We start from the raw sequence: 9,442 nt of genomic DNA on the forward strand, positions 1-9,442 counted from the left end.
AAAAAGCCCCGCATTGCGGGGCTTTTTCATTTCTTCTTGCGCTTGCGGAATTGGCCGTTTGCCTTGCGCGGCGGCGTGCGTCGTTTGGTCATTTCTCCCTCCGATAAAGAATCGTGTCGATGCGCTTGTGCGCAGTGTCTGCCGTTTTTTGGGCGCGGTCGGCTTTCTCCCGGAGTGCCTTGATATCGGCACGAATACCCGCGTACACGCCCGTTCCCGTAGACAGTGCAATCAGCGCCTGGCCGATGAGTTCGGGCGTGACGTCCATCAGACGGCCTTGCCCTTGTTCTCGGTCAGAACGCCCGCCAGTGCGCCAGCAGCCGCACTGACGCCATCCAGGGCGAGAGCGTACGCCGGGAAGAAGCCTTTCAGGACTTGGGCCAGGATACCCAGGCCCGCCCAGGTGCTTGGCTCTTTGATGCGATCCATATCTTTCCTCTCAGAAGTAGTTGAAATTCATGCCGGTGCTGTTGTTGCTCACCGGGTCGTTCGGGTTTTCCCAAGGCGTAGTGATGACCCACACGTTATTGACCGGTGGCCGGACGCCAAATGCGTCCAGTGGATCGGTCAGCATGTTGGCGAAGTTTGAGCCGATCAGTCCGGCCGCCTGCACGCCGTCCTGCACGACTGGCGGAATCATCGCGCCGATTTTCTTCTTTGCGTAATACGCCGCGCCCACCACGGCCACGGCCACGACGCCCAGCATGATGAAGTCGCCTCGATCCATCAGCCGTACCAGGGGTCTTCAGCGGTGCCGCCGATGGGGCCATACAGACCGAACGAGTTCTGCACGGTGGCCGTGCCGTTCCAAGTGTCGTACCCGTTGCCCGGATTGGTGTTGATGCTGCCAGCAGCCGCACCCAGGTTGCCAAGCCAGGCGGCCAGGCCGCCAGCGATGCCGCCCGCGATCTGTGCAGCACCTGTGCCACTTGCACCCGATGCGCTTGCCGGCACGTACACGGTGCGCGGTGCTGTCTGCTGCTGCGCTCGCGCTGTGCGCGATAACATCATTGCGCCGATGACGACGATACCCAGCAGCAGAATATCGTTACTGCCGCCCCCTCCCCCGCTCATTGCCTTGCTCATGCGATACCTGCTTTCTTCATGATGGTGGTGTAGTAGTCCACGGTTTCAGCCGGCGCAGCGGCCAGGCCCTTGCGCTGTACGTTGCCGATTCCCCAGTTGTAGGCGGCCAGGCCACCCGCCATCGATCCGGCCATGCGCACCAGCTTCGCCAGGTAGCGCGCTGCGCCCGGAATTGCTTGCAGCGGGTCCAATGCGGCCGCCTCGCTGCCAAGCTCTTCGCGGGCCGTGGCCGGCATGAACTGAGCAATGCCCATCGCGCCGGTACGGCTTCGCACAGTGCCGTCGATAATCTCTTGGCGGTAGCGGCTTTCCTTCCACAGCAGGTACGCCAGGACCGACACGGGCAAGCCGTTGGCATTGGCGCTGTCCGTGATGATCTGTTGATACGGGCCGGACCCAGCCGGCCACCCGGTAATCATGCTTTGCATATTGTCTGCCGCATCCTCAATAAAATTCGATTGCTCATCCCCTGCTGTAAGGTCCGTGGTCAGCGTGAATTCGCTGATCGGTGAACCCTGGCCGCTCGCTGTCATCACTACGTATGCAGCTACCAGCAGCCCGGCCACGATCAGCAGATCATCACGCATTGCTTTCCTCGTACCACTCGAAACACCCCGTTAGGTCACCATTGGCAATGGTCTCGATCATCAGGAAACCATTGCCCGGCTTCAGTACAATGGGCTCTTTGAAATTGAACGTGGAGAACTGGCCTGCCGCCAGGTTCAGCACCAGCATGTTGTTTCCGCCCTGATAGGCGGCGACGTTTGCATATCGCAGTTCACCCACAGATGCAGGAGCGCCCGCCATTTTTGCCACCCCGTTGCCCTGCAATGTCGCCAGTACCGCCCCGTTCGTACGGAAGAAAACCCCGCCGTTGATGCTGCTGGAATAGGTTGCTGATTCGATTATCAGGTTCTTTCCTGATCCCGCTGGATTCCACAGTTGCAGATGCGCATACGTTGACGCCGCCGCCTGGCACTGCACCCCGCCCATGAACGCGCCATTCCCAAGCGTGCGGGCCTTCCCGCCGTCGATGACTTCGACCGATCCGGTAACCCGGTTGTCGAAGAACCCGCCATCAGCAATCAGCAGCATTCCGACGATGGTAGCTTGCCCCGTTGCGTTGGTGATTTGCAGATTCGTGAACGTTCGATTGTCTAGGCGGAATCCCTGGCCTGGCATCAAAACGTATTCGTCGCCCAGGTCTGTTTTCACCTTGATGGACTGATCTGCGCCTCCAGCACTGCCATATTTGTAGTAGACATAGTTGCCCACCTGGCTGACCGGCTGTGTCGCCCCTACTGCCAGGTTCAATGGAAAATTCATCATTTGTAGGCCCCTTTTGCCAGCGCCAGGCCGATTGCGATAACACCCATTCCAACAAGCACGCGATTCCCGTTGACTTCTTCTGCAGCTTTCGCGTATGCGTCTTTTGTCGATGTGTTTGTATCGCCTACCAGCTTCAAAGTTTGGTCAAAAATTTCTTTGTTTTGTGTGGCACTTGCCTTCATTGCATCCAGCACGCTGGCAAGCCCTGTTGTTGTCAGGTCGAGAGCCTTCGTCGCGACGTTGCCGGCCAGCGTAACGCCAGCCTGTACCGCGCCCAGGTCGGTTGTCTTGTAGCTGTAGCTGTAGCTGTTCGTGACGTTGTTGCCGTCACCCGACACAGCCACCGCTCCTTCACTCGCCACGTTGCGTTTATCTGCATACGTGGTGTTGTTCGTCGTCGTCGTGTCGCTCTTGTTGGACGAATCGCTGTTGCTATCGCTCATCGCAATCTCTTTCTCATCACCACCGCTGCTACCTCGAAGCCGGCGCGCTTGGCTTTCTTTATCAGTCCTGGCCGGCGTGTCTGGAAACCTATCGAATCGAAATCCCGCGCCTGCTGCTCTATCAGCGCAATGCCGTAATGCGCCAGGTCAACCGGTGCGCGTCCTCCGGCCAGCAGAATCCACACTTCTGGACCATGCACTTCCAGGAGGTATGCGCCGACTATTTCACCGTCCAGCATCACCTTGAATGCCTCGCCTCGCGCCAACAACTGATCCAGCGTTTCAGCTGGATTCGTCTTCACGCGCTCAGTGCGAGCACCTTCCAGCAGGTGCCGGACTTCGCCCACCTCGCACCGTGCGAACGTCAGTTGCGCGTCAGCAGCCATACCGCCAGAACTCCTAATATCAAGACCGGATTCAGGCGCTGGGCCACGCTGGACCCCACCGGTTCAGAATTCAGGCCGCCGCCGTTCGCGCCGGTCGATCCTTGAGCAGACGGGTTGCCCGAACTCTTCACCTGTACCACCCAGCCCGAGTTATCGAAGTTGAATGGCGTCAGCACCGATGGCGCGATGGTCGAATAGTTGGAAGCCCCGGACTGCGCGCTTGGCGATACCATGAAGCTAGGCACGCCAGCAAAGGTATTCACAGGAACAGCCATCTTCAGCCCTTCTTGAAGACCACATAGAGCAGGCCGGCGACGATCAGCAGCGGCATGATGTTGCCGCTGGTGCCGACCGATACACCAATGGTCGGGCCGCTCTGCGGCGCGCCCACGGTGTTCGACAGGTTGTAAGCGGCATTGACCGCTGCGCCCGAGAGCCCATACAGGAACAGGTCCGCCCAGTTCGACGCCGCCGGGTTCATCTGCTGCGGGGCCAACTGGTCCGGCACACCGTTCGGCCACACTGCCGAATTGATCGGGTCCATGTCTGCCCCCCGATTACAGATTGGTGATGGCGTCCAGCACCTCGACCACGGTGTTGACCGAATCCGCGGCGGTCAGATAGGCGTTCACCTCGAAGGTGTCGTACACCTGCGCGGTGCCGTTCGCCACGTTGCTGACGGTGGTCACGTGCGCATCGTGGTTGTTGTCCAGGATGAAGTCCGTGATGTAGAACTGCGCCTGCGGAGCCTTCTTCTGCTGCACTTGCAGGAAACGATTTGCCAAGCAGGTCTGATCCCAGATCACCTGGCCGTTCTTCTTCACTTCCACGCGGTTGATGTTGCCGTTCGCGCTGGCGGTGAAGTTGGTGCCGGCGTACTGGTGATGCAGTCGCTTGAGCAGCGCACCACGGAACGAGAGGGGCAGAGTCACCTTGCCGCCTACCGCGCTCGATGCGGGGAAGTTCAGGAGCTTGAGTACCAGCGGGTTGTTTTGGCTGGGCTCGAAGAAGCCGGTTGCGTCGATCTTCGGTGCGACAGCGGTGCCCAGGATGGTGATTTCAACGATCACATCGCCCACGGGCAGTGCGGCGGTGAGGTCGATGCCGCCCACTTCCTTCACGGGGAAAATGGCCTGGTCACGTTCGGTGAAGTCCAGGTACAGGAACCCGGCTTGATCCGCGTTGCCCTTGTAGTTGTTGATCGCGTTCAGCTGGGCGATGGTCAAATCCCACATCAGGCGCGGGCCGATCTTCACCTTTATGGCCGCGATGTGGGCTTTGGTGAAGGTGGTGCCCGACAGCGCCAGCATGATGCCGACCAGCGTTTGCGTGCCGCCCGCCGGAATGCGCAGAGTTGCGACCGCGCCGGCGGCTACGTTGACCGGCTGTTGCAGAGGAAAGTTAATCATGGTTTTTCTGTTCCCGTGTTATGCCAGCAGTGCGGTCTGCACAAACTGGCGCGTGACGCTGATGCGGTTCATGCAGTAGATGACTGCCAGCGTCACAATGGTTGTCTTGATGGCGTCTTTCATGGCGGTGGCCGTGGTGTTACGGCAGCAGGCTGGCAACGCTGGAAGGCAACGTAACGTTGTTCTTCACCAGCTTGGCGGCAGCGATCACGACCAGGATGAATGCGGCTTCTTTCAGGTAGGTTTTCATGGGTTCCCCAGTGTTAAGAATCGTAGGACTTGACAAGGGCTTTCAGGGCCGGCACTCGGGAAACCACCCAGGCCACCACGATGACCGCGATGCCCGTAGCGATGATTTCTTGAGAGATTTTTTCCGCCGATGGAAAGAACTTGTTCATGCCTTCTTCAGTTCGTTGAATCAGGCTTCATCTGACCATTTCCGGCGGCCCGTAAACAGCCCCCTCCCCTGCACCTACGGATACCCCTACGCCTAGGCGCGTTTCCTTCCCGTAGTGCTGCGCACCTGGCTGGTTTTTTCGTCGCCTACCTGCAACGGTTTTTCGTTGATCCGGCCCGATGCCGGGTGAATCGTGCCGCGCACGATGTTTCGGCCCTCACGGTGCCATTCGAGGTAATGCAGGTCGGGCAGATCGCGTATGAGGTCGGGATTGATGTCCATGCGCTGCGCCACCGCCTTGCGGTGCGGTAGCTCGCCCAGGAATCCGACATGGATCAGGGTTGCGTTCGAGAGAAACGATTTATCAATCTGGGCCGGGAACTGGCTGCACCCGATGACATGCACGCCCTCATGCCGGCCAGAGTTGCACATTCGACGCCATAGGGGCGGCGCATGCTGCGCCGTGGTGAAGTTCGACAGTTCCTCGACCAGGAAACAGCAGTTCCGCGCACCATAGGTGAGCTGGCATGCCAAGTCAAAAATCTTGGCGAAGTGGTCCGCGCTGCACATCTTGGGGAAGACGTAGCGCACGGCAAACGGGCCGCGATCGCCAGCCGCTGCCACGATGCGCGCCAGGTCACCGGCCTTCGAAACCGGTTGAGCGAATGCGCCGTATTCATCCTGTGGGTCCAGAATTAGAATACGGCGCATTTTGCGGCGTTTTAGCTCCGCCTTTACCCATGCCCCCTTACCGGTCCCCGATTGCCCCATCACGGCCCAGATTTGGGCCTTATTCTGGACGCTCATCGGGCTTGCCTTCCTCCGGTTTCTGGGCGGCCAGCGCCTTGCGGTTCCGGTAGGCCATGATGGCCGGCATGGAGAATCCGAATGCGCCGATAGCCAGCATGAGTTCCGGCGAATCGCCCGGCCCGTTCCAGCCGTGTTTTTCGGCCACCGGGGCAATCTTGCGCGCCAGGTTCAGTTTCGCTTCGTCGGTGTACGCGGCGGCCACTTCAGGGAACATGCCGCATATGACGAAGGCCAGGGCTTCCGGAATCATCATCCATTCAAGCGCGGCGGCGTCCGGATTGGCCGGTGCCGGGCCGGCGATGGCGGCTTGCGCCTGCTGCGCGGTGTCGTTGTCGATGTTGTCGCCCTGCGCGATCAGGGCTTGCATGTCTTGCTCAGTCACTGAACAGCCCTCCGAACATGGGTCGGCCAGACTTCGGCGGGATGGGGGCGGGCGGCAGGTCGGCAGGTGCCGGCGCTGGTGCCGGTTCCTTTTCGGGTTCTGGTGCCGGTGGCGGCAGGTCCAGCTTTTCGGCGCGGGTCTTGCGCAGCAGATGTTCTGCCTGCTCTTGCGTCCGGGTGTGCATCTGGATGCCACAGCCCTTGCAGTGTACGTATGGGTATGCGGTCTGGCCTTCGGCCTTGTCCGTCTTGAGTTTCACGTGTGCCGCTTCATGCGGGCAGCACGGGCAGGCCGTCCGGCCCAGGATTTTCGATGCCATGTAAGGTCCCCTTTTGCCGCGCCCGGTAAGGCGCGGCCAGTTGGCGGCGACGACGGGCCTTGTGAGCCCGCCGCCCCATTGGAAAAACTTAGGCCGCCTGCGCGGCTTGCTTCGCGGTGCCGGCGTTGTTCGCCAGGGCGATGAGACTGTCAATCTTTTCGCCCAGTTCATGCACGGCGGCATTGGTCGAATTGTCGATTGCAGCCTGCAGGCCGCTGACGCCGGCCATCACACCTGCCACGACATCCTCCACGGTCACCGGTGCCGGCGGCGGCACGTCGGCCATGTTGGTGATGATGTCTTCCAACTCATCCTTCGCGATGGCGAAGTTGGTGGATTGAGCGCTGGTGATACCGTAGTTGTCACGGATGGTCAGCAGCGATGCCAGCAGCATGCGCAGGCGGCCTTTCGATTCTTGCAAGGTGTTCATGTCATTTCCCGTCGTTGGAGTTCAACCGCTTCAGTTCGTCCACTTCGGCGCGGAGGCGGTCGAACTCCGTTCCCAAGTCAATCAACACCTGGCGGACGCCTCGCGGCACCATCAGGCCCACCACCAGCAAGGCGGCTTCAATTTTTTCGCGCATGGTTTCTCCCGTATTTGCGATACTCACGGGCCTGCTGCTGGGCGTGGTCCACCAAATCCAGCATCCGACCCTCACTAATGGCGATTTCCCGGTATTCATCGCTGGCGAACCAGCCCGAGTCATCGAATTTGGCTATCGGATTCGTGCCCTTCACTTCCGCCGTCCATGCTGGCGGCGTACAGTTATTGACACGAGTCCAAGGAAAAGCCTCTGCTACTTTTGCGACGGTGCGCCATTCGTACCGCACGGAGCGATACGGCCGCTCCGGGCGTGCTTGGTCCCAGGCGTCATAAATGCCCACCGGGCAGCGGCGCTCTGCCATCTCGTATCGACCGTTGACCACCTTCGTTTCCCTCAACATGCGGAAACGATAGTCACGGCCCATGCACACACCCTGCAACTTCAGGTACGCGCAGTAGTCCACGCGCTTCCCCGTCTCCGCATCTTTCTGGATGGCGTGATGCGCCTGCTGCACGGCATCCGTCCCGCCCTCGACTGCATCAGCCTTGATCCGCCGAAACTCACGATATACCGTGATTGGCGGCTCACCGATGGCTTGGAACTGGCGAATTCCCCACGTCGATGCCCACGCCTGCACGCGCTCGCCCGGCTGCAATTCCTCATCACCGAAGACGTTTTTCTGCATCCCCATTGCATCCTTGTGCGCTAGCTTCTTGTCGCCCGTGTTCTTCAGGACGTATTTCAGGATGTATCCCGTTGCCGTTCCCTGGCTGGCCTCGATTCTGATGATTTTTACGCGGTTCTCCTGCGCGCCCTTTTCCTGTCCATCTTCGGACAATGCATAGCGGCGCATGACGCGAGAGAAATCGGCCTCCTGATCCGATGGCATGAACAGCAGCAGGTGCCAGTGCGGGCAACCATCGTGGTGCGGTTCAGCAATGCGCATGCCCAGCGGGCGAATACCCAGGCGGCCATAGGCGGCGCGTATCCGCGTCCACACCTTTTGAAGATAGTCCTGCGCATCACGGGCCGATGTGCCGATGTAGGCAGGGTTGACCTCGCCCGACTCGGACAGCACCGCGTGATACTTCGATGGCGCGGTCAGCGTGACGAACACCCCCACCCACCCGCCACTGTGCGCGTAGTCTTCCATACCACGGATCCGCACCAACACCTCATTGGCCCGGATGACACGATTGGATGGCGTCTTCACCATGATTTCAGCCAGCGTCATGCGGCACACCTCGCCGCCCTCCTGCACGCTTTCCAGCGTGGTCGCCTCTGCCCAATTGGCATTGCGGGTCTGTTGCTTTGCGTAGCGCGCTGCTGATTCGTCGCTGATGTACAGGCCCGCGAACTTCGACACGCGCCCCAGGCGCATGCCTGCATGCTCCAACGCCCTCGCGTGCTTCACCTTCAGGCGACGACGCCAGAAGCGCGGATCGCAGCAGCGCGCAATCACCGCTCGCGCAACGATATCGGCCTCTTTCTTCGGGTCTGGATCGCGCTTGCTCTTCGGCCTATCGCACTTCGGCGGCTCGAGACCCCGCTCGCCGCAGATGGCTTCCATCCGCTCACGCGCCAGACCCTTTTCTTGGATGCTCATCATTACCCGCGTGCAGGCTTCCGCGCACTGCATTGCCATGATCGACAGATATGCGTCTGTCGCATCGAGAGGTATATCGGCCCCCGTCATTTCATCCAGCATGCCCGAGAATTCCAGGTACGCGGCTGGCATGGGCTGTCCCACTTGCCAGCCCTTCAGCGTGCGCGACAATGTGCGATGCGCTGCCCTGCCCCACAACGGAGGCAGGCCCGCCACATAGCGCACGGAATTCTCTTGCCGGATGGTTGGCATCAGTGCGCCTCGATGCTCGAAAGGATGACGCGTTGCAGGCCGTCATTCAGTTCATCAAGTGCGCGCTGCGCCTGCTCGAACAGTGCCACCGGCACCTGTACGCGTGCTTCCTTCAGCGCCGCCACCTCAAGTTCCAGGCGGCGGCGCACGTCGGCATGCAGCTCTAGGCCCATGCCTATGACTGCGATTTGTCCTTCATGCAGCATATGCGCCCTGCTTATTGAGCTTGCTAATGATCTTCCGCGCAAATGCTTCCCGTCCCTTCCAGCGTTCGGCAATCTCCGTCCAATTCTGGCGACGGGCTTCCTCCATCCGCTGCTGGCAGTCTTCCACGCGGATCATCATGACCGCACAGAGCAAGTTCACATCATCGTCATCCAGTTCCAGGGTTCGCATGTTTCACCCCTTCACTACGTCAAGTGCGGCGAGGATGGTGGCCGAGCACAGCAGACCGAAGCCGATAGCGCACATTGCGATA

Annotated in this window: 20 protein-coding genes; all 20 read right to left on the reverse strand. The window is 60.2% G+C overall.

What is annotated here, in order from left to right; all coding sequences use genetic code 11:
- Positions 1 to 88: 88 nt before the first annotated feature.
- The 20 genes from AACH55_RS11850 to AACH55_RS11945 all read right to left on the reverse strand — a co-directional run bounded on the left by AACH55_RS11850 (position 89) and on the right by AACH55_RS11945 (position 9,360).
- A complete protein-coding gene (locus tag AACH55_RS11850) occupies positions 89 to 268 on the reverse strand; it encodes a hypothetical protein (protein ID WP_338719891.1) in 180 nt (59 codons plus the stop codon).
- Positions 268 to 429: a hypothetical protein gene (locus AACH55_RS11855; protein ID WP_338719893.1), complete on the reverse strand. Its 162-nt coding sequence runs from the start codon at positions 427 to 429 to the stop codon at positions 268 to 270. The genes AACH55_RS11850 and AACH55_RS11855 overlap by 1 nt, the downstream gene beginning before the upstream one ends.
- A gap of 10 nt (positions 430 to 439) precedes the next feature.
- A complete protein-coding gene (locus tag AACH55_RS11860; protein ID WP_338719895.1) occupies positions 440 to 706 on the reverse strand; it encodes a hypothetical protein in 267 nt (88 codons plus the stop codon).
- Positions 707 to 726: 20 nt separating this feature from the next.
- Positions 727 to 1,086 carry a hypothetical protein gene (locus AACH55_RS11865; RefSeq protein ID WP_338719897.1) on the reverse strand — a complete coding sequence of 120 codons (360 nt, stop codon included), beginning with the start codon at positions 1,084 to 1,086 and terminating at the stop codon, positions 727 to 729.
- Positions 1,083 to 1,673 (reverse strand): lytic transglycosylase domain-containing protein, encoded by a 591-nt coding sequence (locus tag AACH55_RS11870; RefSeq protein WP_338719898.1) that lies wholly within the window; start codon positions 1,671 to 1,673, stop codon positions 1,083 to 1,085. The genes AACH55_RS11865 and AACH55_RS11870 overlap by 4 nt, the downstream gene beginning before the upstream one ends.
- The gene (locus tag AACH55_RS11875; RefSeq protein WP_338719899.1) at positions 1,666 to 2,415 is read right to left on the reverse strand and encodes a hypothetical protein; all 750 of its coding nucleotides are present in this window, start codon (positions 2,413 to 2,415) and stop codon (positions 1,666 to 1,668) included. The genes AACH55_RS11870 and AACH55_RS11875 overlap by 8 nt, the downstream gene beginning before the upstream one ends.
- Positions 2,412 to 2,858, reverse strand: a complete 447-nt coding sequence (locus AACH55_RS11880) for a hypothetical protein (RefSeq protein WP_338719900.1) — start codon at positions 2,856 to 2,858, stop codon at positions 2,412 to 2,414. Before AACH55_RS11880 ends, AACH55_RS11875 begins: the two co-directional genes overlap by 4 nt.
- Positions 2,855 to 3,244: a hypothetical protein gene (locus AACH55_RS11885; protein WP_338719901.1), complete on the reverse strand. Its 390-nt coding sequence runs from the start codon at positions 3,242 to 3,244 to the stop codon at positions 2,855 to 2,857. Before AACH55_RS11885 ends, AACH55_RS11880 begins: the two co-directional genes overlap by 4 nt.
- Complete coding sequence (locus AACH55_RS11890; protein ID WP_338719902.1) at positions 3,223 to 3,519, reverse strand: hypothetical protein; 297 nt, start codon at positions 3,517 to 3,519, stop codon at positions 3,223 to 3,225. Before AACH55_RS11890 ends, AACH55_RS11885 begins: the two co-directional genes overlap by 22 nt.
- Before the next feature lie 2 nt (positions 3,520 to 3,521).
- Positions 3,522 to 3,788, reverse strand: a complete 267-nt coding sequence (locus AACH55_RS11895) for a hypothetical protein (protein WP_338719903.1) — start codon at positions 3,786 to 3,788, stop codon at positions 3,522 to 3,524.
- A gap of 13 nt (positions 3,789 to 3,801) precedes the next feature.
- The gene (locus AACH55_RS11900; RefSeq protein ID WP_338719904.1) at positions 3,802 to 4,653 is read right to left on the reverse strand and encodes a major capsid protein P2; all 852 of its coding nucleotides are present in this window, start codon (positions 4,651 to 4,653) and stop codon (positions 3,802 to 3,804) included.
- A 263-nt stretch (positions 4,654 to 4,916) separates the two neighbouring features.
- A complete protein-coding gene (locus AACH55_RS11905) occupies positions 4,917 to 5,051 on the reverse strand; it encodes a hypothetical protein (RefSeq protein ID WP_255220995.1) in 135 nt (44 codons plus the stop codon).
- Positions 5,052 to 5,143: 92 nt separating this feature from the next.
- Positions 5,144 to 5,857 (reverse strand): hypothetical protein, encoded by a 714-nt coding sequence (locus tag AACH55_RS11910; RefSeq protein ID WP_338719908.1) that lies wholly within the window; start codon positions 5,855 to 5,857, stop codon positions 5,144 to 5,146.
- Positions 5,841 to 6,227, reverse strand: a complete 387-nt coding sequence (locus tag AACH55_RS11915; RefSeq protein WP_338719910.1) for a hypothetical protein — start codon at positions 6,225 to 6,227, stop codon at positions 5,841 to 5,843. Before AACH55_RS11915 ends, AACH55_RS11910 begins: the two co-directional genes overlap by 17 nt.
- Before the next feature lie 7 nt (positions 6,228 to 6,234).
- Complete coding sequence (locus AACH55_RS11920) at positions 6,235 to 6,501, reverse strand: hypothetical protein (RefSeq protein WP_338719912.1); 267 nt, start codon at positions 6,499 to 6,501, stop codon at positions 6,235 to 6,237.
- Positions 6,502 to 6,649: 148 nt separating this feature from the next.
- Positions 6,650 to 6,991 carry a hypothetical protein gene (locus AACH55_RS11925; RefSeq protein WP_338719914.1) on the reverse strand — a complete coding sequence of 114 codons (342 nt, stop codon included), beginning with the start codon at positions 6,989 to 6,991 and terminating at the stop codon, positions 6,650 to 6,652.
- 1 nt (position 6,992) lies between these two features.
- Positions 6,993 to 7,145: a hypothetical protein gene (locus AACH55_RS11930; RefSeq protein ID WP_156481294.1), complete on the reverse strand. Its 153-nt coding sequence runs from the start codon at positions 7,143 to 7,145 to the stop codon at positions 6,993 to 6,995.
- A complete protein-coding gene (locus AACH55_RS11935; protein ID WP_338719920.1) occupies positions 7,129 to 8,964 on the reverse strand; it encodes a replication endonuclease in 1,836 nt (611 codons plus the stop codon). The genes AACH55_RS11930 and AACH55_RS11935 overlap by 17 nt, the downstream gene beginning before the upstream one ends.
- The gene (locus tag AACH55_RS11940; protein ID WP_338719922.1) at positions 8,964 to 9,170 is read right to left on the reverse strand and encodes a hypothetical protein; all 207 of its coding nucleotides are present in this window, start codon (positions 9,168 to 9,170) and stop codon (positions 8,964 to 8,966) included. Before AACH55_RS11940 ends, AACH55_RS11935 begins: the two co-directional genes overlap by 1 nt.
- Positions 9,160 to 9,360, reverse strand: a complete 201-nt coding sequence (locus AACH55_RS11945; protein ID WP_338719924.1) for a hypothetical protein — start codon at positions 9,358 to 9,360, stop codon at positions 9,160 to 9,162. Before AACH55_RS11945 ends, AACH55_RS11940 begins: the two co-directional genes overlap by 11 nt.
- Positions 9,361 to 9,442 lie beyond the last annotated feature (82 nt).

It is taken from the genome of Herbaspirillum sp. DW155, from assembly GCF_037076565.1.
In the GTDB taxonomy this organism is placed as follows: domain Bacteria; phylum Pseudomonadota; class Gammaproteobacteria; order Burkholderiales; family Burkholderiaceae_D; genus Herbaspirillum.

Coding starts and splice junctions, on each gene's coding strand:
- AACH55_RS11850 (WP_338719891.1), bottom strand. CDS start 268: ATGGACGTCACGCCCGAACTCATCGGCCAGGCGCTGATTGCACTGTCT.
- AACH55_RS11855 (WP_338719893.1), bottom strand. CDS start 429: ATGGATCGCATCAAAGAGCCAAGCACCTGGGCGGGCCTGGGTATCCTG.
- AACH55_RS11860 (WP_338719895.1), bottom strand. CDS start 706: ATGCTGGGCGTCGTGGCCGTGGCCGTGGTGGGCGCGGCGTATTACGCA.
- AACH55_RS11865 (WP_338719897.1), bottom strand. CDS start 1,086: ATGAGCAAGGCAATGAGCGGGGGAGGGGGCGGCAGTAACGATATTCTG.
- AACH55_RS11870 (WP_338719898.1), bottom strand. CDS start 1,673: ATGCGTGATGATCTGCTGATCGTGGCCGGGCTGCTGGTAGCTGCATAC.
- AACH55_RS11875 (WP_338719899.1), bottom strand. CDS start 2,415: ATGATGAATTTTCCATTGAACCTGGCAGTAGGGGCGACACAGCCGGTC.
- AACH55_RS11880 (WP_338719900.1), bottom strand. CDS start 2,858: ATGAGCGATAGCAACAGCGATTCGTCCAACAAGAGCGACACGACGACG.
- AACH55_RS11885 (WP_338719901.1), bottom strand. CDS start 3,244: ATGGCTGCTGACGCGCAACTGACGTTCGCACGGTGCGAGGTGGGCGAA.
- AACH55_RS11890 (WP_338719902.1), bottom strand. CDS start 3,519: ATGGCTGTTCCTGTGAATACCTTTGCTGGCGTGCCTAGCTTCATGGTA.
- AACH55_RS11895 (WP_338719903.1), bottom strand. CDS start 3,788: ATGGACCCGATCAATTCGGCAGTGTGGCCGAACGGTGTGCCGGACCAG.
- AACH55_RS11900 (WP_338719904.1), bottom strand. CDS start 4,653: ATGATTAACTTTCCTCTGCAACAGCCGGTCAACGTAGCCGCCGGCGCG.
- AACH55_RS11905 (WP_255220995.1), bottom strand. CDS start 5,051: ATGAACAAGTTCTTTCCATCGGCGGAAAAAATCTCTCAAGAAATCATC.
- AACH55_RS11910 (WP_338719908.1), bottom strand. CDS start 5,857: ATGAGCGTCCAGAATAAGGCCCAAATCTGGGCCGTGATGGGGCAATCG.
- AACH55_RS11915 (WP_338719910.1), bottom strand. CDS start 6,227: ATGCAAGCCCTGATCGCGCAGGGCGACAACATCGACAACGACACCGCG.
- AACH55_RS11925 (WP_338719914.1), bottom strand. CDS start 6,991: ATGAACACCTTGCAAGAATCGAAAGGCCGCCTGCGCATGCTGCTGGCA.
- AACH55_RS11930 (WP_156481294.1), bottom strand. CDS start 7,145: ATGCGCGAAAAAATTGAAGCCGCCTTGCTGGTGGTGGGCCTGATGGTG.
- AACH55_RS11935 (WP_338719920.1), bottom strand. CDS start 8,964: ATGCCAACCATCCGGCAAGAGAATTCCGTGCGCTATGTGGCGGGCCTG.
- AACH55_RS11940 (WP_338719922.1), bottom strand. CDS start 9,170: ATGCTGCATGAAGGACAAATCGCAGTCATAGGCATGGGCCTAGAGCTG.
- AACH55_RS11945 (WP_338719924.1), bottom strand. CDS start 9,360: ATGCGAACCCTGGAACTGGATGACGATGATGTGAACTTGCTCTGTGCG.